Raw genomic sequence first — 18910 nt, 5'->3', positions numbered from 1 at the left:
GATTGGCACGTCCCCTGCATTCAATCCCGGCATGTGCACCGAGGAGTAACGCCATGATGAGTGACTTGCCGCTGGCCTTCCTGCCCAGCGAATTCCGCGTCAAATGGGTGACGCTGCCATGGGAGGCGGAGCAGGCGCACGCCCTGCGCCGCGCCGTGTTCTGCGAGGAACAGGGCATCTTCGCGGGCGACGACCGCGACGCCGTCGACGAGCGCGCCCAGCTGCTCGTCGCCCTGTCCTGCGTGGCCGGGCTGCCGGACCAGGTGGTGGGCACGGTGCGCATCCACGCGGAGGGCGATGCGGACGACGGCCTGTGGTTCGGCTCGCGCCTGGCCGTGGATCCAGCCTGGCGCAATCACGCGCGCCTCGGCGTCACCCTGATCCGCCTGGCCGTGTGCAGCGCCCACGCGCTCGGCTGCCGGACCTTCCGCGCCCACGTGCAGAGCCAGAACGTGCCCCTGTTCGAGCGCCTCGACTGGCACGTGCTGCATGCCGAAACCCTGCTGGGCCGCCCGCACCACCTGATGCAGGCCAAGCTCGCCAGCTACCCGCCCTGCCGCGACCCGCACGCCGGCTTCAGCGGCCTCGCCAAACCATCCAAACGCCAAGGAGAACCGCAATGAGCACCGCCGCCACCCTGTCCGCCACGCCCGCCGCGCACGCGCCGCTGCAGCCGCACTACGACGTCGTCATCGTCGGCGGCGGCCAGGCGGGCCTGTCGATGAGCTGGTACCTGCAGCAGGCCGGCATCGGGCACATCGTGTTCGAGAAGCATGCGCAGGTCCACGCCTGGCGCACGCAGCGCTGGGACGCGTTCTCGCTCGTCACGCCCAACTGGCAGTGCCAGCTGCCCGGCCACCCGTACGACGGCGACGACCCGCACGGCTTCATGAAGAAGGACGAGATCGTCGCCTACCTGGACCGCTTCGTCGCCAAGGTCGCCGCCCCCGTGCGCGAAGGCGTGGAGGTGCTGAAGGTCGTCCTGCTGGCGGGCGCCGGATTCTCCGTGCTGACGTCGCTGGGCCCGACCACGGCGCGCCAGGTCGTCGTCGCATCCGGCTGCTACCAGGATCCGATCGTCCCCGACTACGCGGATGCGCTCCCGGCCGGGATCGCGCAGATCCATTCGGCCGACTACCGCAATCCGCAAGCGCTGCCCGACGGGGCCGTGCTCGTCGTCGGCTCCGGCCAGTCCGGCGCCCAGATCGCCGAGGACCTGCACCTGGCCGGCCGCCGCGTCCACCTGGCGACGGGCAACGCGCCGCGCTGCGCCCGCTTCTACCGCGGCCGCGACGTGGTCGACTGGCTGGCCGACATGGGCTACTACGAGAAATCCGTGCTCGAGCACCCGCTGCGCGAGGGCGTGCGCGACAACACGAACCACTACGTGACGGGGCGCGACGGCGGCCGCGACATCGACCTGCGCGCCTTCGCCCGCGAGGGCATGCAGCTGTACGGCGCCCTCACCGGCATCGAGGACGGCCGGCTCGCGTTCGCACCGAACCTGCAGGCCAACCTGGATGCCGCCGACAAGGTCTACAACGGCATCAACGCGGCCATCGACAAGTACATCGACGAGCGCGGCATCGCGGCGCCGCCGCCCTCCGTCTATGCGCCCGTGTGGCAGCCGGACGCGGAGCGCACGAGCCTGGACCTGGAAGCGGAGGGCATCGGCGCCATCGTCTGGTGCATCGGCCTGCGCCCGGACTTCGGCTGGATCGACGCGCCCGTGTTCGACGGCCGCGGCCATCCCGTGCACCTGCGCGGCGTCAGCGAGCAGCCGGGCCTGTACTTCCTCGGCCTGCCCTGGCTGCACACATGGGGCTCGGGCCGCTTTTCCGGCGTGGCGCGCGACGCGCACTACCTCGCCCAGCACATCGCGGCGGCGCTGGCCGGCAAGCAGCATGCCGCGCCGGCGCTGGCGCACGCTTGAGCCGCTGTGCGGCGCACGAATGCGGTGCGCTGCGCTTCAAGCGTGCACCGCGCGAATGCGGGCGCCAGCGCAGGGACGCCGCTGCGCCCGCCACGGATTGAATGGATGACTTGTATGCAGCAGCAGAATCCGGCCCGCGCTTTCCCTTGCGGGACGGCCTCCTTGAATGGACAAGGCTCCATTCAATCCGGAGCCGGTCGCGCATTGACTGGCACGCCGCATGCAATCAATCCGGATGCAGTACCGATCTTTTCCAACCAACCAACAGGAGCACGACCATGCCAGCAGTGAACCAACCCTTGCACAAGAAAGGCGACTTCTTCGTGGACTACGAAGAGAAGGTGTTCGAGGACGTCAAGGCCCGGCCCGGCGAGAAGGCGCTGGTGACGTTCCACACGGTCGCGTTCGAAGGTTCGATCGGCTTCGTCAACCTGCTGCAGGCCACCCGGCTGCAGCGCAAGGGTTACGAGACCTCCGTGCTGCTGTACGGCCCCGGCGTGCAGCTGGGCGTGCAGCGCGGCTTCCCGACCATCGGCGACGACGCCTTCCCGGGCCACCAGAACTACGGCAACCAGATCATGAAGTTCATGGCCGAGGGCGGCAAGGTGTACGCCTGCCGCTTCGCGCTGCAGGCGCTGTACGGCCACGGCGAGTCCTCGCTGATCGAAGGCATCCGCCCCATCAGCCCCCTCGACGTGCTGGACATCAAGCTGCTGCACATCCGCGACAACGCGGTGATCATCGACACCTGGACCATGTAAGCCTGGAGGGCGGCCATGAATGCAAGGAAGAACGTGGTACGGGCGGCGGCGGTCCAGATCGCGCCGGACCTGGACAGCAGCGACGGCACCGTGGCGAAGGTGTGCGAAGCGATCGCCGACGCCGCGGCCCGGGGCGCCGGGCTGGTCGTATTCCCGGAGACCTTCGTCCCCTACTATCCCTACTTTTCGTTCATCCGCCCGCCCTTCCAGCAGGGTCCGGAGCACCTGCTGCTGTATGAGCGCGCCGTCGTCGTGCCCGGCCCCGTGACGGATGCCGTCGCCGCGGCGGCCCGCAGCCAGGGCGTCGTCGTCGTGCTGGGCGTGAACGAACGCGACCACGGCTCGCTGTACAACACCCAGCTCGTGTTCGACGCCGACGGCACGTTGATCCTGAAGCGCCGCAAGATCACCCCGACCTACCACGAACGCATGGTCTGGGGCCAGGGCGACGGCAGCGGCCTGCGCGTCGTCGATTCAGCGGTCGGCCGCATCGGCGCGCTCGCCTGCTGGGAGCACTACAACCCGCTGGCACGCTATGCGCTCATGGCCCAGCACGAGGAAATCCACTGCGCCCAGTTTCCCGGATCGATGGTCGGCCAGATCTTCGCCGACCAGATGGAGGTGACGATCCGCCACCATGCGCTGGAATCGGGCTGCTTCGTCGTCAACGCCACCGGCTGGCTCACCGACGAGCAGATCCGCTCCATCACGCCGGACGCCGCCGTCCAGAACGCCCTGCGCGGAGGCTGCTGCACGGCCATCGTCAGCCCCGAGGGCAAGCTGCTGGCCGAACCCATGCGCAGCGGCGAAGGCATCGTCATCGCCGACCTGGACATGTCCCTGATCACGAAGCGCAAACGCATGATGGATTCGGTGGGGCACTACGCCCGCCCCGAACTGCTCAGCCTCGCCATCGACCGGCGCGCGGCCGCCACGATGCATCCGCTGCGCGAGCCGGCGCAGGACGCCCCGGCCGAAACCGCCTTCCCGCAACGCCAACCCGTGGAGCAGCCATGAACGCCCCCCTCGATCTCGCATTGCAACCCGCCACGAACAGCCACCTGATCGCCGAACTGCAGTCCGTCGGCCTGCGCCTGGCCGACCCGGGTGCCGGCGCGCCCAGCCGCCGCGGCGGCGCCGGCCCCACCGACCACAAGGCCGTCACCATCGACGGCCACACCGTCATGATCCCCGTGCACACGGCCGGTTCCTGGAGCTCGCCCTACGTCGCCGAGGCGCCGCAGGCCGACGGCACCAGCCGCATCGTGCGCGACGGCGTGGAGCTGGCCGTCGTCTCCTTCCCGCGCCAGCCCAGGTTCTACAAGCTGGAGACCGCGGACGGCATTCCCTACTCCAAGATCGCCACGCTGCACGGCGCCGACGTGCTGGCGACGACCGTGCTGCAGACCTGCATCCGCTACGAAAGCCGGCGCAAGATGTGCCAGTTCTGCGCCATCGGCCAGTCGCTCGCCGCCGGCCGCACCATCGCCCGCAAGACCCCGCAGCAGCTGGCCGAGGTGGCGCGCGCCGCCGTGGAGCTTGACGGCGTCAGGCACATGGTCATGACGACGGGCACGCCGAACGCCACCGACCGCGGCGCCCAGATCCTGTGCGAGAGCGCAGCTGGGGTAAAAGCAGCTGTCGACCTGCCGATCCAGGGCCAGTGCGAACCGCCCGACGACGACGCCTGGTTCGTGCGCATGCGCGACGCCGGCATCGATGCGCTCGGCATGCACCTGGAAGCCGTCACCCCGGAGGTGCGCGCGCGCATCATGCCGGGCAAGGCCAGCGTGCCCCTCGAGCGCTACTTCGACGCCTTCGAGGCCGCCGTCGCCGTGTTCGGCCGCGGCCAGGTCAGCACCTATATCCTCGCCGGGCTGGGCGACACGCCGCAGGCGATCCTGGACACGTCGGCGCGCCTCGTCGAGATGGGCGTGTACCCGTTCGTCGTGCCCTTCGTCCCCGTCACCGGCACGCCGCTCGAAGACCATCCGGCGCCGGATGCGGCCTTCATGCGCGGCGTGCTAGAACCGCTGGCCGGCATGCTGGAGGCGGACGGCATGCGCTCCGGCGAGATCAAGGCCGGCTGCGGGCGCTGCGGCGCCTGCTCCACGCTGTCCACCTACGAAAAGAGGCCGGCATGAACGTTCCCGACCTCCCCCAGGGCCCGGCCAGCGCCCTTGCGCGCTTCCTGCGCGACACCCGCGGCTTCGCCCACAAGCGCGACATCGACGGCGTGCTGCCCCTGCTGGCCGCCGGCGCGCCCAGCGCCGTCCTCGTGGGCGACGATTGCGCGGCGATCCCCGACGGCGACGGCTGGCTGCTGTTCGCCATCGAGGGCTTCCTCAACGAATTCGTCGAGCGCGAACCGTGGTTCGCCGGCTACTGCGGCGTGATGGTCAACGTGAGCGACATCTATGCGATGGGCGGCCGGCCCACGGCCGTCGTCGACGCGTTGTGGAGCCGTGGCGGCGCGGCGGCCGCGCCCGTGCTGGAAGGCCTGGCCGAGGCCTCGCGCGTGTACGGCGTGCCCATCGTGGGCGGCCACAGCAACCGGCGCAACGACCGCGAGCAGCTGTCGGTGGCCATCGTGGGACGGGCGAACAAGCTCCTGACCAGCTTCGATGCGCGTCCCGGCGACCACCTCGTCGCCGCCATCGACCTGCGCGGCCGCTTCCAGGAACCGTACGCCTACTGGAACGCCAGCACGGGCGCGCCGCCCGAACGCCTGCGCGCGGACCTCGAGATCCTGCCCGGCCTGGCCGAGGACGGCCTGTGCGCGGCAGCCAAGGACATCAGCATGGCCGGCGCCGTCGGCACGGCGCTGATGCTGCTGGAGTGCTCCGGCGTGGGCGCGGAGGTCGAACCGGCACTCGTGCCCCGTCCGGATGGCGTAGCGCTGGAACGCTGGCTCGCCGCCTTTCCCAGCTACGGCTTCCTGCTCGCCGTCCCGGATGCGCACCTGCAGGCCGTGCGGCAGCGCTTCGCGGCGCGGGGCATCGCCTGCGCCGCCTTCGGGCGCGTCATGCCCGGCACGCGCGTCACGCTGCGCCACGACGGCGAGAGCGCCCCTCTGTGGGACTTCGCCGAAGAACGCTTCATCGGCTGCGCCGCGCCGGGAGCCTGAGATGGAGGCGGCGCTGCGCATCGCCCTGCTGACCCACTCGACGAATCCGCGCGGCGGCGTCGTGCACGCCATCGAGCTGGGCGACGCCCTGCATGCGCTGGGCCAGCACGCGACGGTGCTGGCGCCCGACCCGCACGGACGCGGGCTGTTCCGCGAGACGCGCTGCGGCTGGACCGGCGTGCCGGCGCGCGCCGTGGACGGAAACCTCGCCGCGCGCGTGCGGCAGGGCATCGACGACTACGTGGCCTGGTTCGCCCGTCCCGATGCGCCACAATTCGACATCTATCACGCCCAGGATGCGATCAGCGCCAACGCCCTCGCCGTCCTGCGCGGGCGCGGCATCATCCCGGGCTTCGTGCGCACCGTGCACCACCTGGACGACTTCGACGATCCGCTGCTGGCCGCCTGGCAGGAGCGCGGCTACCGCGCCGCCGACCGCGTGCTGTGCGTGAGCCGCCTGTGGTGCGAGACGCTCGCACGCGAACACGACATCGCTGCGCTGCAGGTATCCAACGGCGTCGACCTGGCGCGCTGGACGCCGGAGCCGAACGAACGCGACCTGGCCCTGCGCGCCGGGCTGGGCCTGGGTCCGGGACCCGTCGTGCTGGCCGTCGGCGGCATAGAGCCGCGCAAGAACACGCTGCGCATCTTGCAGGCCTTCCTGCTGCTGCGCGCCCGCCTGCCGCGCGCACAGCTCGTGATCGCGGGCGGCGCCAGCCTGCTGGACCACGGCGCCTACGCGCGGGAATTCGAGGCCCGGGTCGCCGCGGCGGGACTCGAGCGTGGGCCGGGCCGGCCTTTGCAAGTGCTGGGCCGGATCGACGACAAGGACATGCCCGCCCTGCTGCGCTGCGCCGACGTGCTGGCGTTTCCCTCGCTGCGCGAAGGCTTCGGCCTCGTCGTGCTGGAAGCGATGGCGAGCGGCACCCCGGTCGTCGTCCCACGCATCGCCCCATTTACCGACTACCTGCCGGAACGCGCCTGCGCCTGGGCCGATCCGGACGATCCGGCGTCGATCGCCGCCGCGCTCGTCGAGGCCTGCGATCCGCCCACGGCGACGAGGCTGCGCGCACGCGGCCAGGCCGTGTGCGCCCAGCACAGCTGGCACCGCTCGGCCGTGCGCCACCTCGCGCTCTATCGCGCCTGCCTCGCCACCCCATCCCAGGGAGCACCCCATGCCTGAAATGCGCTTCACCGTCCGCTGGCCGGACGGCACCGTCGACGACTGCTACTCGCCCTCGCTCGTCATCAAGGATTACCTCGACGTCGGCGGCCGCTATCCGGTGGACGATTTCGTGCGGCGCAGCCGCGAAGCCTTGCACATCGCCAGCGAGCGGGTCAGGGCGAAATACGGCTTCGCCTGTTCTTCCGCGCTGGACCAGCTGGCAAGGATCGAGCAGAAGGCGGAGCGGTTCGAAGGAGGCCAGGTTGGCGTCGAACGCTTTGCCGAATGAGGGCCGGGACCCGGGTTTGCGGACGTGGCGGCGCGAGGAACTTGGGCCCCTGCCTTCGCAGGGGCGACGGTATTCTCGCAGGGGCGACGGTATTCTCGCAGGGGCGGCGGTGTTACCGTTAGCGAAAAACCGGTCGGGTAGACCCTAGGCGAGAATCTCCGGCCCGATCTCGCGCACGGACTTCACGCCCGTCAGCACCATGCTGGTCCGGATATCCTTCTCGAAGATGTCCAGCAGCCTGCGCACGCCCTCCCCGCCGGCGACGGCCAGCGCGTAGATGAAGGCGCGGCCCAGCAGCACGCCGTCCGCGCCCAGCGCCAGCATGCGCACGACGTCCAGGCCCGTGCGCACGCCGCCGTCGGCGAGGATCGTCATGTCGCCCTTGACTGCGGCGGCGATCGCCGGCAAGGCCTTGGCCGTCGACAGCGCGCCGTCCAGCTGGCGCCCGCCGTGGTTCGAGACGACGATGCCGTCCGCGCCGAAGGCCCTGGCATCGCGCGCGTCGTCGGCGTCGAGGATGCCCTTGATGACCATCGGACCGTCCCACTCGTCGCGGATCCACTGCAGGTCGGCCCAGTCGATGCCCGGATCGAAGTTGGCGGCCAGCCAGCCGATGTAGTCGGCCAGGCCCGTCGGGTTGCCGCGGTAGGTCGAGATGTTGCCCAGGTCGTGAGGACGGCCCAGCAGGCCCACGTCCAGCGCCCAGCGCGGGTGCAGCATGGCCTGCACGACGCGCCGCAGCGGACCGTTCCTGCCGCTCATGCCGGAATGGGCGTCGCGGTAGCGCGCGCCCGGCACGGGCATGTCGACGGTGAACACGAGCGTCTCGATGCCCAGTTCGCGGGCGCGCCGCAGGTAGTCGCGCATGAAGCCGCGGTCCTTGAGCACGTACAGCTGGCACCACAGGGGCTGGTCGCAGCGGCCGGCCACCTCCTTCAGCGCGCACACCGACACGGTCGACTGGATGAAGGGAATGCCGCGCTCCGCCGCCACGCGCGCCGCCTGCACCTCGCCGCGCCGCGCATACATGCCCGCCAGGCCGATCGGCGCCAGCGCCACCGGCAGCCGGTGCGACGTGCCGAACCATTCGGTCGACAGGTCGAGCTGCGCGGAGCCCTTCAGCACGCGCTGGCGCAGCGCCACCTGCTGCAGGTCGTCGACGTTCGCGCGTAGCGTGGTCTCGGTGCCGGCGCCGCCGTCGAGGTAATGGAACAGGAACGGCGGCAGCTTGCGGCGTGCCGCCTCGCGGTAGTCGGTGGCGGAAGAAATGATCATGGCGTGTCGCGGCGTCGCGCCGGTGTCGTTGTCGTATGGACGGCTGCGTCGCCGTCCCTGGTGTCCCCGACCCTATTCTGCGCAAACATCGCCGCTTCGGCAAGGCCACGGCGCCTGCCGCCGATCGATTCGGCGATCGATTCAGCGATCTATTTAGTCGAAGCGCCGCTGCACGGCCAGCAGGACGGCGCCGACGACGCCCGTCACGGCCAGCAGCAGGAACACGTCGATGCCGGCCAGCAGGCTGCCCTGCTGCAGCAGCACGGCGCCGCCGACGGAGGCTTGCTCCGCCAGGCGTTCTCCATGCAGCGCCCCGCGGTCCTGCAGCAGCACGCCCCCATACCCCGCCCCGAGCGCCGTGCCGACCTGGCCCAGCATGTTCTTCAGCTGCTGGGCATTGGAGAACAGCACGTTGTCGTGCTGGAAGTCCGTGAACGAGTGCAGCGCCGTCGTCGCCATGGCGAGGATGACGAACGTGCCGAACAGGCCGATCCACGGCGCCACGCTGCGCCAGGGTTGCGCGGCCGGATCGAGATGGGCGAAATGCCAGCCGAACGCCGCCAGCGCGAGGAAGCCCGTGACGTAGAACTTGGTCGCGTGCGGATGCTTGCGCACCACCAGCAGCATTGCCGCGAACACGGGAATGCCGAGCGCCATCCCGGCCGCCTGCAGTTCTCCCGCCTGCTGCAGCGGAACGCCCAGCACCCGCTGCACCAGCTGCGGCAGCACCGTGTTGAACATGCCCAGCAGCGTGTAGCAGCTCGCGAAGATCAGCAAGCCCGTGCGGTAGCGCGGACTGCGCAGCATCTCCAGGCGCAGGAAGCGCGCGGGCCGGCGCCGGTGGCGCGCGTAGAACAGCACGGCCAGCAGCAGGCCGCAGCCGACGAGCGCCAACACGTCGGCGCGCTCGCGGTGCCAGTCGTAGACCAGGCGCTGCAGGCCGTACAGCAGCAGGAAGGCGGCGCCGCCCAGCGCCAGGCTGTCGCCCAGGTCGAAGCGGCTGGGCGACGCGTCGAGGGTATCGGCGCCGTTCGGCAGCCAGCGCCACGCCAGCGCGCCGCCCAGCAGCGCCAGCGTCGCGAGCAGCAGGAAGATGCCGCTCCAGGCCTCCGCGCCGACGAGGGTGCCCGCCGCCAGCGAGGCCAGCGCGAGCCCGCCGGACAGCGCGGCGCCGAACGACGCGATGCCGATGATGCGCGCCGGCGACGGCGGAATGAAGTTCACCATCATGCGCGCGGCCGTCATGAAGACGCCGCCGCCCGCCGCCATCAGCACGCGCCCGGCGGCGAAGCCGAACAGCGAGGTGCTCGCCGCGCACGTCCAGGCGCCCAGCGCCGACACCAGGGCCGACCCGAGCATGAAGTCGCGCCAGCCGAAGCGCTGCACGCACGCCGACATCTGCGAGATCGCGACGACGGCGACGGCCGCGTACAGCCCGGTCGCCAGCGCGTACTCCTCGGGCGAAGCGCCGACGTGCCCCATGGTCGCGGCGGAGGCGAACACCACCATCCCGGACTGCAGGAATTCGATGAAGTTGAAGACGAAGATCGTGGCCAGCAGCGCCGGCCGCGGGATCGCTTGCGCGCGCATGGCCGGCTCAGCGCGCGGCCACGGAGGGAGCGTGCGCCTGCGGCTTGCCGAGGGCGCGCGCGATGATCGCCTCGGCGCCCGCGTCCTCGCGCGCGAACACGGCAGTCGCGTATTCGGTGCGCTGCACGCCCGCCTGCAGCAGCGCCGGTCCGCCGCGGTCGCGGGTATCCACTTCCACCCGCATCGACAGGCCCAGGCGCAGCGGATGGCGGCGCAGCTCGGCCGGATCCAGCGCGATGCGCACCGGCACCCGCTGCACCACCTTGATCCAGTTGCCGGTCGCGTTCTGCGCCGGCACGGCGGCGAAGGCGCTGCCCGTACCCGCTTCCTGGCCGACCACGCGCCCGTGGAACACGACCTCGCTGCCGTAGACGTCGGCGGTCATGGTGGCCGGCTGGCCGATGCGCACCCCGGCCAGCTGGTTTTCCTTGAGGTTGGCCGTGACCCACATCTGGTCCAGCGGCACGATCGCCATCAGGGGGCTGCCCTGGCCCACGCGCTGCCCGATCTGCACGTTGCGGCGCGCCACGATGCCGCCCACGGGCGCCGCCAGCGCCGTGCGCGACAATGCCACGGCGGCGTCGCGCACCTGGGCGATCGCAGCCGCCACCTCCGGATGGTCCTCGACCGTGGTGCCGTCCACGAGCACGCGCGCCGCCTGCTCCTGCTGGCGCGCGGCCGCCAGCGCGGCGCGCGCGGCGGCCGTGGCGTCTTTCGCGTGGCGCAGGTCCTCGCCCGAGACGGCGCCGCTGTCCACCAGGCCGTAGCGGCGCGCCACGTCGCTCTCGGCGCGTGCCAGGTCGGTCGCGCGCAGCGCCACGGTGGCGCGCCATTGCTCCACGTTCGCGAACTGGGCACGCACTTGGCGCGCCGTCTTCGCCAGCCCCGCCTCGGCGCGCGCGAGCGCGAGCTGGGCGTCGAGCGGGTTCAGTTGCACGAGCGGGTCGCCGGCGCGCACATAGTCCGTGTCGTCGGCGCCGATGCGCACCACGGTGCCGGCCACCTGCGGCGTGACCTGCACCAGGTTGCCCTCCACGTAGGCATCCTCGGTCGCCTCGCCGTGCGGCTGCCAGTGCAGCAGGCCGGGCGCCGACAGGGCGACGCCGACCACGACGAGCGGCAACGCCGCCCTCAGCGCCAGGCCGGCGTAGCGGCGCGCCCGGGTCGGCGCGGCCGCGGGTGCGGGCGTCGGTGCGGGTGCGGGGTTGGCGGATGCGGGTCCTTCTTGCGACTTCGGTTCCATCGTGCTCCTCATTACGGTGCGCCGGCGGCCGCCGGCGCGGGGTCGGCCGCGCCGTAGCCCCCGCCCAGGGCGCGCACCAGGTTCAGGTCCAGCTCGTTGGCGCGGGCGGCCAGGTCGGTACGGTTGCGCCGCTCGGCGATCACCTGCGCGTCGGCCACCAGCACCTGCAGGAAGTTGCCGAGGCCGGCGCGATAACGCTCGTCGGCCAGCTGCCATGCCTGCTCGGCCGCGGCCAGCGCCTCGTCCTGCTCGCGCATGCGCGCCTCGAGCCAGTGCAGCGACGTCAGTTGCGCGACCACGTCGCGCAGCGCTTCGATGACGGCGCCGTTGTACTGCTCCACGGCCAGGTCGTAGTCGGCATGGCGTCCCTGCAGGTTGCTGCGCAGGCGGCCGCCGTCGAACAGCGGCAGCGTCACCAGCGGGCCGGCCGCGAGCGAGCGGCTGCTTCCTTCCAGCAGGCGGTCGAAGCCCAGGCTCTGCACGCCCACCAGCGCGCTCAGGTTGACGCTCGGGTAGAACTGGGCCTTGGCGACGTCGATGTCGCCGCTGGCCGCCTCCACGCGCCAGCGCAGCGCCACCAGGTCGGGACGGCGCCCCAGCAGGGCCGCGGGCAGGTCGGGCGGGACGCCGGGCACGCGCTGCAAGACGATATGCGGGCGCTCGAGCGCCAGGCCCGCATCCGGTCCCTGCCCGGCGAGCGCCGCCAGTTGGCCGCGCGTCAGGGCGATCGCCTCGTCGAGGGCGGCGAGCTGGCCGCGGGCCTGCGGCACGGCGATCTCCGCCTGTTTCAGGTCGGCGCGCGCATCCAGTTGGGCGGCCACGCGCCGGGCCACGAGGTCGCGCGTCTGCTCGCGCTGGCGCAGCGCCCGTTCCGCCAGGTCGCGCTGGGCATGGAGCTGGTCCAGGCGCAGGTAGGCCTGCACGACGGACACCGACAGCGCCAGCGCGGCCGACTGCGCCTCGGCCGCCTGGGCGTCGACGCGGCCCGCGGCGGCGCGCACGGCGGCCTGGTTCTTGTCCCAGAAGTCGACCTCGTAGCTCAGGCCCACGCTGGCGTCGTTGAACCAGCGCCAGGATCCGGCCAGCGGCTTCGGGATATTGCTGTTGGCGCTGAAGTGCTGGCGGCTGCTGCGCGCCGACAGGTTTGCCTGCGGGCCCAGCGCGGCCTCGGCCACGCCTTCCAGCGCCGCGGCCTGGCGCACGCGGGCCAGGGCCGCAGCCACCGTCGGGCTGTCGGCGCGGGCCCGCTCGACCAGCCGGTCCAGTTGCGGGTCGCCATAGGCACGCCACCAGTCCTGCCCGGGCCAGCCGGCGGACGGAAGGCTCGCCTCGGCGATCGCGCCGGCGGCCGGCAACGCCGCCGTGCCGGCCAGCGCGGCACGCGGCGTGTGCGGGCCCATGCCCGCGCAGCCGGCCAACAGGGCGGCCACGACGAGCATGGAAAGGGAGTGTTCGGACCTGCGCATGTTCTGCCTCGACGGTGGATACGGCCGCAGCGGAACGTGCGAGAGGGCGCGGCCGCGTCGGCAACCGGCATTACAGCAGATGAGGGGGCACGCGCGCATCTGCCGTATGGCGGATGCGAGGCGCGGCGAAGTGGAGAACGGCTCCCGGCAAGCGGGCCGGGAGCGCGCGCGTCAGAAGCGCACTTTGAGGTAGGCCGACGGGCCTTTCAGGCGCACGTCGACGCTGGCGTCATGGTCGGAGTCGTGGTTCAGCGAGATCTTCTGGATGCCGTAGTCGAGCGCCAGGCCGACGTTCTTGGCCGGGAACCACTCGGCGCCGATCGAGCCGCCGTAGATATGGCCGTTGACGTTGCCGCCGTTCTTCTTGATGCCCGACGCTTCCGCGACCATGCGCCACTCCGGCGAGAACGCATGGCGCCAGGCCAGTTCGACCAGCGGCGCGAACGCGCTTTCGCTCTCGTCGCCGCGGAAGTCCACGGACTGCGACGGCACGCCGGTGGCGCTGGCGGTCACGGTGCCGCTGCCCTTGATGGCGGCGCGGTAGTAGGCGGCGCCCAGGCCCACGCCGAATACGTCGTTGCCCTTGCCCATCCAGAATTTATAGGCCAGCTTGGCCAGGTCCAGTTCCAGCTTGGCGTCGGCGCGGGCGGTGGCCGAGACGTTCTGGCCGTCGACCACGGTGCTGCCGGCGAATTCCGGCGAATACGATTTGTGGTAGCGGAAGTAATCGAACGACAGGCCGTGCGAGTCGCCGATCAGCAGTTCGGCCTTCACGCGCGGCAGCGTGGTGTGGCCATCCTCGCCTTCCGGCGTGCGCACGCGGCCATAGTCGGTATCGCCCTCGGCGCGCACCTTCGGTTCGACGTAGAAGCCGCCGGCCGACACGCTGATGCGGTCCAGCGCCGGCGAAGCCTGGGCGGCGGCCGAGCCGCTGGCCAGGCTCAGGGTGGCCGAAGCGATGGCCAGGGCCACGGGAAGGATGCGGAAGGTGGTGGAAACGGATGGGGTACCGCTGGTGCGCGTCATGATGTATTAGCCTCTTGGTTAAGTCAACACACCGCATGGATCCAGGTCGATGCGGAATTGATGACATTATGCTAATGCGCACGATTGAATGCGGCCTTGTACGAAAGTACTAGGCCGCCTCGGTCGTGCGGCCCATGCGTGCCCGCTTGTGCGGTGCAACAGCCTGTCGATGGGGCGTGGCCTAGTCGAGGTCTGACGGGGTGATGAGGCGGTGACGCCACGCGAACGCCACGGCTTCCGTGCGGTCGTTCAATCCCAGCTTGGCAAACACGCTGCTGATGTGGGCCTTGACGGTGCGTTCCGTGATGTCCAGCGTGGTGGCGATCTTGCCGTTGCTGGCGCCCTTGGCCAGTTCGACCAGGACGTCGAGCTCGCGCGCCGTCAGCGCGTGGAAGGGGTCCTGGCGCGTGCTGCCGCGCGTGCGCAGCATGTCGACCATGCGCGATGTCACCGCCGGGTGGATCACGGGGGTGCCGGCGGCGATGCGCTCCATCGCTTCCAGGATCTCGTCGCCCGACATCGACTTCAGCAGGAAGGAATGGGCGCCCGCCTCCAGCGCGGCGAACGCCGCCTTCTCGTCCTGGCTCGACGTCAGCACGACGATGGCGGCATCCGGCGCTACCGTGCGCAGGATGCGGATGGCGCCCGCCGTCGGCATGTTCGGCATCAGCAGGTCGATGACGACGATGTCCGGCTTCGTGTCCTGGGCGACGGCGATGGCGGCGTCGCCGTCGGCCGCGTGATGAATCTCGCCGTAGTTCCCGGCGATGGTGAGCAGGCTGGCGAGGCCGTCGCGCACGACGGCGTGGTCGTCGACCAGCAGGACGCTTGGCTTCATGCCGGGGCTCCTTCCTTCGTTCGTTCCGGTGTCGCCGCATGCGCGAGCCGGAACGTCACCGACACCCGCGTGCCGGACGTCGGCGCGCTGGCGATCTCGAACGCCCCGTGCGGCAGGGCGCGTGCACGGGCCCGCATGTTCACCAGGCCCATCCCCACGCGCGCGGGATTGCGCACGTCGAAGCCCTCGCCGTCGTCGCTGACGTCCAACACAAAGCCCGACGGATCGCCGGCCAGCGCGATCGCCACGCGCCGCGCGCGCGCATGCTCCCGGGCGTTGGCGACGGCCTCGATGGCGATCAGGAGCACCTGCTGCGAGATCTCGGGCGCCTCGCGCAGCGCCGCGTCGACGTCGTCCGCGATGTCGACGGTCCAGCCGATGCCCGAACCGTCCAGCAGCGCCGGCACCTCTTCGGCCAGCACCGCCCGTACGCCCGCTTCGGCCAAGGTCGAGCCGGACAGGCGCTGGATCACGCCCGCCAGGTCGCTCTGCAACTGCCGCACCAGCGTCACGGACGTGGCGACGATGCGCTCGCGCCGTTCCGGATCCTGCGCGGCCTTCGACTTCAGCGCCGTCAGTTGCAGGCTGAGGGCAAAGGCGCGCTGCTTGGCCGTGTCGTGCAATTCGCGCGCCAGGCGGTTGCGCTCGTCGGCGGCGGCCAGGTGCTGCTTGACGCGGATGACTTCCGCGAACGAATCGGCCAGGCGGTTGAAGGAACGCGCCAGGTCGCCGAATTCGTCATTGATCGTGTCGACGATGCGCATGCGCGTGTCCCCCTGGGTCCAGGCGCGGGCGGCGCGCTGGGCGCGGCGGATGCGCCGCACGAGCAGCGGTACCAGCGTCGCCGCGCAGGCCAGGTTCAGCACGACGATCAGCGAGAAGCCGACGGTCCAGGCCGACGTGGGCGAATGCGCGAGCGCCCCCAACGGCCCGTGCAGGCGCAGGCGCAGCGCCAGGCGGTCGCCGCCGGCGCCCAGCAGCACCTGGTAGTTGCGCTTGGCGGGCTGGGCGACGCCATCCACGCGGGCGGCCGACGCGTCGACCTTGGCGCCATGCGGATAGCTGCAGCCGACGCCGTCCGCGTTCGCATACGAGAACGCCGCGCGGCCGTCGGCCAGCAGCTGGCGCAGCGCGTTGGCGCCCGTGTTGGGCAGGCTCCCCTGGGGGAACAAGTCGGACATGAACAGGCGCAGCGCATCCTCGCAGGTGGCGGGATTCGCGGCAGCGAAACGCAGCAGCGGCGCGGCCGCGTCGAAGGCCTGGCGCGCGTGGTCCATGAACTCCTCGGAGGCGAGCGTCGCGCGCGTGCGCCGGTTGTCGAGGTAATGCAGGCCGGCGCCGAAGGCCGTCATGCCGACGGTCGACGCGAGAAACATGGCGATGAAAAAGCGCAAGAACATGGCGTGGAGCCCCGCAGTCCCCGGCCGGGTGGATGGGGACGTGATGCAGCAAAACCACGATTATAGGGCGGACCGCGCCTCCGCATGCGCACACGGCCGCGCCGGGCGAACATCGGCATCGGCATCGGCGTCGGCATCAGCGACGCGCCCGCGGGCGCGCCGCGCGGCGCCGGCCGGTCGCTCAGACCCGCTCGATGGCGACGGCGATGCCCTGCCCCACGCCGATGCACATCGTGCACAGCGCGTAGCGCCCGCCCGTGCGCTGCAGCTGCCAGGTGGCCGCGGTGGCCAGGCGCGCACCGCTCATGCCGAGCGGGTGGCCGAGCGCGATGGCGCCGCCGTTCGGATTGACGCGCGCATCGTCGTCGGCGATGCCGAGCTGGCGCAGCACTGCCAGGCCCTGGGCCGCGAACGCTTCGTTCAGCTCGATGACGTCGAACTGCTCGAGGCGCATGTCGAGCTGGCGCAGCAGCTTCTGCACGGCCGGGACCGGGCCCATGCCCATCACGCGCGGCGCCACGCCGGCGGTCGCCATGCCGAGGACGCGGGCGCGCGGCGTCAAGCCGTATTGCGCCACCGCCTCGGCATTCGCCAGCAGCAGCGCGCAGGCGCCGTCGTTGATGCCGGACGCATTGCCCGCGGTGACCGTGCCGCCCGCACGGACGACGGGCTTGAGCTTGGCCAGCACTTCGAGGCTCGTCTCGCGCGGGTGCTCGTCGCGTGCGAAGCGGACCGGGTCGCCTTTCTTCTGGGGGACCAGCACGGGCACGATCTCCTGGTCGAAGCTGCCGTCGGCCTGGGCGCGCGCGGCCTTGGCCTGGCTGGCGAGGGCGAACGCGTCCTGGTCGGCGCGGCTGATGCCGTAGTCGTCCGCCACGTTCTCGGCCGTCTCCGGCATCGAATCGGTGCCGTACAGCTGTTCCATCAGGGGGTTCGGGAAGCGCCAGCCCATCGTCGTGTCGTACATGGTGGCGCTGCGCGAGAACGCGGAATCGGCCTTGCCCATCACGAACGGCGCGCGCGTCATCGACTCGACGCCGCCGGCGATGACGAGGCGAGCCTCGCCGGTACGGATCGCGCGCGCGGCGCTGCCGACGGCGTCCAGGCCCGAGCCGCACAGGCGGTTGACGGTGGTGCCCGGCACCTCCTGCGGCAGCCCGGCCAGCAGCAGCGCCATGCGCGCCACGTTGCGGTTGTCCTCGCCGGCCTGGTTGGCGCAGCCGTAGAGGACGTCGTCGACGGCCTTCCAGTCGACGTCCGGGTTGCGGCGCACGAGTTCGCGGATGGGAATGGCGCCGAGGTCGTCGGCGCGCACGTCCTTCAGGGCGCCGCCGTAGCGGCCGATCGGGGTGCGCACTGCATCGACGATGAAAGCATCTTGCATGGTGATCTCCTTGTTCAGTTTGATGCGGGCAGCAGCGGCGCCGCCGTCACCGCCTGCACGTCGGCCAGCGTCAGGCCCGGCGCCAGTTCGCGCACGCGCAGGCCGTCCGGCGTCACGTCGAGCACGGCAAGGTCAGTATAGATGCGGCTGACGCAGCCGATGCCCGTGAGCGGATAGGTGCAGGCCTCGACGATCTTGCTCTCGCCCGTCTTGGTCTGGTGTTCCATCATGACGAATACCTGCTTGGCGCCGATCGCCAGGTCCATGGCGCCGCCCACGGCCGGAATCGCGTCCGGCGCCCCCGTGTGCCAGTTGGCCAGGTCGCCCTTTTTCGATACCTGGAACGCGCCCAGCACGCAGATGTCCAGGTGGCCGCCGCGCATCATCGCGAACGAGTCGGCATGGTGGAAGTAGGCGCCGCCCGTGAGCAGCGTCACCGGCTGCTTGCCGGCGTTGATCAGGTCCTCGTCTTCCTCCCCGGGCGCCGGCGCCGGGCCCATGCCCAGCACCCCGTTCTCGCTGTGCAGGAAGACTTCGCGCTCGGGCGGCAGGTAGTTCGCCACCTTGGTCGGCAAGCCGATGCCCAGGTTGACGTAGGCGCCTTCGGGAATGTCCTGCGCGACCCGCTCGGCCATCTGGTCGCGGGTGAATCTGCTCGCGTTGTTCATGCTGCCTCCTTGACGACGCGTTGTACGAAGATGCCCGGCGTGACGATCGCTTCCGGATCGAGCTCGCCCAGCGGCACGATCTCGGCCACCTGGGCGATGGTGGTCTTGGCGGCCATCGCCATGATCGGGCCGAAGTTGCGCGCCGTCTTGCGGTACACGAGGTTGCCCCAGCGGTCGCCGCGCAGCGCCTTGATGAGCGCGAAGTCGGCATGGATGGGCGTCTCGAAGACATAATGCTTGCCGTCGATGACGCGGGTCTCCTTGCCCTCGGCCAGCAGCGTGCCGTAGCCGGTGGGAGAGAAGAAGCCGCCGATGCCGGCGCCGGCGGCGCGGATGCGCTCGGCCAGGTTGCCCTGCGGGGTGAGTTCCAGCTCGATCTCGCCGGCGCGGTAGGCCGCGTCGAAGTGCCAGGAGTCGGCCTGGCGCGGGAAAGAGCAGACGATCTTGCGCACGCGCTTGGCCTTGATGAGCGCCGCGAGTCCCGTCTCGCCGTTGCCTGCATTATTGTTGACGATGGTGAGCTCGCGCGCGCCCTGCTCCAGCAGCGCGTCGATCAGCGCCGACGGCATGCCGGCGTTGCCGAAGCCGCCGATCATGACGGTGGCCCCGTCCGGAATGTCGGCGACGGCCTGCTGGAGCGATTCGAATGTCTTGTCGATCATGGTGTGCCTTCCGTATGGCGTATTCGCCCAAGGTGTGCGATTATCGAACACATATTCGCTAACCGCACAAAAAGTCTACGCCC

At 71.0% G+C, this 18910-nt stretch carries 18 protein-coding genes; 8 read left to right on the top strand and 10 right to left on the bottom strand.

Annotated elements, in window-relative coordinates; translation table 11 throughout:
• The first annotated feature begins 53 nt into the window (after positions 1 to 53).
• The 8 genes from QPK32_RS17450 (at position 54) to QPK32_RS17415 (ending at position 7275) form a co-directional block, all read left to right on the top strand.
• Positions 54 to 623 (top strand): MSMEG_0567/Sll0786 family nitrogen starvation N-acetyltransferase, encoded by a 570-nt coding sequence (locus tag QPK32_RS17450; protein WP_290414068.1) that lies wholly within the window; start codon positions 54 to 56, stop codon positions 621 to 623.
• On the top strand, positions 620 to 1933 hold the full coding sequence (locus QPK32_RS17445; protein ID WP_290414067.1) for an MSMEG_0569 family flavin-dependent oxidoreductase: 1314 nt from the start codon (positions 620 to 622) through the stop codon (positions 1931 to 1933). Before QPK32_RS17450 ends, QPK32_RS17445 begins: the two co-directional genes overlap by 4 nt.
• A gap of 278 nt (positions 1934 to 2211) precedes the next feature.
• A complete protein-coding gene (locus tag QPK32_RS17440) occupies positions 2212 to 2694 on the top strand; it encodes an MSMEG_0572/Sll0783 family nitrogen starvation response protein (protein ID WP_290414066.1) in 483 nt (160 codons plus the stop codon).
• 15 nt (positions 2695 to 2709) lie between these two features.
• Positions 2710 to 3711 carry a Nit6803 family nitrilase gene (locus QPK32_RS17435; RefSeq protein ID WP_290414065.1) on the top strand — a complete coding sequence of 334 codons (1002 nt, stop codon included), beginning with the start codon at positions 2710 to 2712 and terminating at the stop codon, positions 3709 to 3711.
• On the top strand, positions 3708 to 4838 hold the full coding sequence (locus QPK32_RS17430; RefSeq protein WP_290414064.1) for an MSMEG_0568 family radical SAM protein: 1131 nt from the start codon (positions 3708 to 3710) through the stop codon (positions 4836 to 4838). The genes QPK32_RS17435 and QPK32_RS17430 overlap by 4 nt, the downstream gene beginning before the upstream one ends.
• Complete coding sequence (locus QPK32_RS17425) at positions 4835 to 5821, top strand: sll0787 family AIR synthase-like protein (RefSeq protein ID WP_290414063.1); 987 nt, start codon at positions 4835 to 4837, stop codon at positions 5819 to 5821. The genes QPK32_RS17430 and QPK32_RS17425 overlap by 4 nt, the downstream gene beginning before the upstream one ends.
• Position 5822: 1 nt before the next feature.
• Positions 5823 to 7004: an MSMEG_0565 family glycosyltransferase gene (locus QPK32_RS17420; RefSeq protein ID WP_290414062.1), complete on the top strand. Its 1182-nt coding sequence runs from the start codon at positions 5823 to 5825 to the stop codon at positions 7002 to 7004.
• Positions 6997 to 7275 (top strand): MSMEG_0570 family nitrogen starvation response protein, encoded by a 279-nt coding sequence (locus QPK32_RS17415; protein ID WP_290414061.1) that lies wholly within the window; start codon positions 6997 to 6999, stop codon positions 7273 to 7275. The genes QPK32_RS17420 and QPK32_RS17415 overlap by 8 nt, the downstream gene beginning before the upstream one ends.
• Before the next feature lie 144 nt (positions 7276 to 7419).
• On the opposite strand, the gene lldD is transcribed toward QPK32_RS17415, so the two are convergent.
• The 10 genes from lldD to QPK32_RS17365 all read right to left on the bottom strand — a co-directional run bounded on the left by lldD (position 7420) and on the right by QPK32_RS17365 (position 18827).
• On the bottom strand, positions 7420 to 8550 hold the full coding sequence (gene lldD, locus QPK32_RS17410; protein WP_290414060.1) for an FMN-dependent L-lactate dehydrogenase LldD: 1131 nt from the start codon (positions 8548 to 8550) through the stop codon (positions 7420 to 7422).
• 153 nt (positions 8551 to 8703) lie between these two features.
• Positions 8704 to 10140 (bottom strand): MFS transporter, encoded by a 1437-nt coding sequence (locus QPK32_RS17405; protein WP_290414059.1) that lies wholly within the window; start codon positions 10138 to 10140, stop codon positions 8704 to 8706.
• A 7-nt stretch (positions 10141 to 10147) separates the two neighbouring features.
• Positions 10148 to 11383 carry an efflux RND transporter periplasmic adaptor subunit gene (locus tag QPK32_RS17400; protein WP_290414058.1) on the bottom strand — a complete coding sequence of 412 codons (1236 nt, stop codon included), beginning with the start codon at positions 11381 to 11383 and terminating at the stop codon, positions 10148 to 10150.
• Between the two features lie 11 nt (positions 11384 to 11394).
• On the bottom strand, positions 11395 to 12849 hold the full coding sequence (locus QPK32_RS17395) for an efflux transporter outer membrane subunit (RefSeq protein ID WP_290414057.1): 1455 nt from the start codon (positions 12847 to 12849) through the stop codon (positions 11395 to 11397).
• A gap of 171 nt (positions 12850 to 13020) precedes the next feature.
• On the bottom strand, positions 13021 to 13875 hold the full coding sequence (locus QPK32_RS17390) for a hypothetical protein (RefSeq protein WP_290414056.1): 855 nt from the start codon (positions 13873 to 13875) through the stop codon (positions 13021 to 13023).
• 181 nt (positions 13876 to 14056) lie between these two features.
• Complete coding sequence (locus tag QPK32_RS17385) at positions 14057 to 14713, bottom strand: response regulator transcription factor (protein ID WP_290414055.1); 657 nt, start codon at positions 14711 to 14713, stop codon at positions 14057 to 14059.
• Positions 14710 to 16113, bottom strand: a complete 1404-nt coding sequence (locus QPK32_RS17380) for a histidine kinase (RefSeq protein ID WP_290414054.1) — start codon at positions 16111 to 16113, stop codon at positions 14710 to 14712. The genes QPK32_RS17385 and QPK32_RS17380 overlap by 4 nt, the downstream gene beginning before the upstream one ends.
• Positions 16114 to 16294: 181 nt before the next feature.
• On the bottom strand, positions 16295 to 17497 hold the full coding sequence (pcaF, locus tag QPK32_RS17375) for a 3-oxoadipyl-CoA thiolase (protein ID WP_290414053.1): 1203 nt from the start codon (positions 17495 to 17497) through the stop codon (positions 16295 to 16297).
• 14 nt (positions 17498 to 17511) lie between these two features.
• Entirely contained in the window at positions 17512 to 18165 is a 654-nt protein-coding gene (locus QPK32_RS17370; RefSeq protein WP_290414052.1) for a CoA transferase subunit B, read from the bottom strand.
• The gene (locus QPK32_RS17365; protein WP_290414051.1) at positions 18162 to 18827 is read right to left on the bottom strand and encodes a 3-oxoacid CoA-transferase subunit A; all 666 of its coding nucleotides are present in this window, start codon (positions 18825 to 18827) and stop codon (positions 18162 to 18164) included. The genes QPK32_RS17370 and QPK32_RS17365 overlap by 4 nt, the downstream gene beginning before the upstream one ends.
• Positions 18828 to 18910 lie beyond the last annotated feature (83 nt).

It is taken from the genome of Massilia sp. YIM B02763 (assembly GCF_030412015.1).
Classification (GTDB): Bacteria; Pseudomonadota; Gammaproteobacteria; order Burkholderiales; family Burkholderiaceae_D; genus Telluria.
This window is presented reverse-complemented; position numbering and strand designations above follow the sequence as displayed.

Excerpts from the sequence above, each read along its gene's own strand:
- QPK32_RS17450 (WP_290414068.1), top strand. The coding sequence starts at position 54 with ATGATGAGTGACTTGCCGCTGGCCTTCCTGCCCAGCGAATTCCGCGTC.
- QPK32_RS17445 (WP_290414067.1), top strand. The coding sequence starts at position 620 with ATGAGCACCGCCGCCACCCTGTCCGCCACGCCCGCCGCGCACGCGCCG.
- QPK32_RS17440 (WP_290414066.1), top strand. The coding sequence starts at position 2,212 with ATGCCAGCAGTGAACCAACCCTTGCACAAGAAAGGCGACTTCTTCGTG.
- QPK32_RS17435 (WP_290414065.1), top strand. The coding sequence starts at position 2,710 with ATGAATGCAAGGAAGAACGTGGTACGGGCGGCGGCGGTCCAGATCGCG.
- QPK32_RS17430 (WP_290414064.1), top strand. The coding sequence starts at position 3,708 with ATGAACGCCCCCCTCGATCTCGCATTGCAACCCGCCACGAACAGCCAC.
- QPK32_RS17425 (WP_290414063.1), top strand. The coding sequence starts at position 4,835 with ATGAACGTTCCCGACCTCCCCCAGGGCCCGGCCAGCGCCCTTGCGCGC.
- QPK32_RS17420 (WP_290414062.1), top strand. The coding sequence starts at position 5,823 with ATGGAGGCGGCGCTGCGCATCGCCCTGCTGACCCACTCGACGAATCCG.
- QPK32_RS17415 (WP_290414061.1), top strand. The coding sequence starts at position 6,997 with ATGCCTGAAATGCGCTTCACCGTCCGCTGGCCGGACGGCACCGTCGAC.
- lldD (WP_290414060.1), bottom strand. The coding sequence starts at position 8,550 with ATGATCATTTCTTCCGCCACCGACTACCGCGAGGCGGCACGCCGCAAG.
- QPK32_RS17405 (WP_290414059.1), bottom strand. The coding sequence starts at position 10,140 with ATGCGCGCGCAAGCGATCCCGCGGCCGGCGCTGCTGGCCACGATCTTC.
- QPK32_RS17400 (WP_290414058.1), bottom strand. The coding sequence starts at position 11,383 with ATGGAACCGAAGTCGCAAGAAGGACCCGCATCCGCCAACCCCGCACCC.
- QPK32_RS17395 (WP_290414057.1), bottom strand. The coding sequence starts at position 12,849 with ATGCGCAGGTCCGAACACTCCCTTTCCATGCTCGTCGTGGCCGCCCTG.
- QPK32_RS17390 (WP_290414056.1), bottom strand. The coding sequence starts at position 13,875 with ATGACGCGCACCAGCGGTACCCCATCCGTTTCCACCACCTTCCGCATC.
- QPK32_RS17385 (WP_290414055.1), bottom strand. The coding sequence starts at position 14,713 with ATGAAGCCAAGCGTCCTGCTGGTCGACGACCACGCCGTCGTGCGCGAC.
- QPK32_RS17380 (WP_290414054.1), bottom strand. The coding sequence starts at position 16,113 with ATGTTCTTGCGCTTTTTCATCGCCATGTTTCTCGCGTCGACCGTCGGC.
- pcaF (WP_290414053.1), bottom strand. The coding sequence starts at position 17,497 with ATGCAAGATGCTTTCATCGTCGATGCAGTGCGCACCCCGATCGGCCGC.
- QPK32_RS17370 (WP_290414052.1), bottom strand. The coding sequence starts at position 18,165 with ATGAACAACGCGAGCAGATTCACCCGCGACCAGATGGCCGAGCGGGTC.
- QPK32_RS17365 (WP_290414051.1), bottom strand. The coding sequence starts at position 18,827 with ATGATCGACAAGACATTCGAATCGCTCCAGCAGGCCGTCGCCGACATT.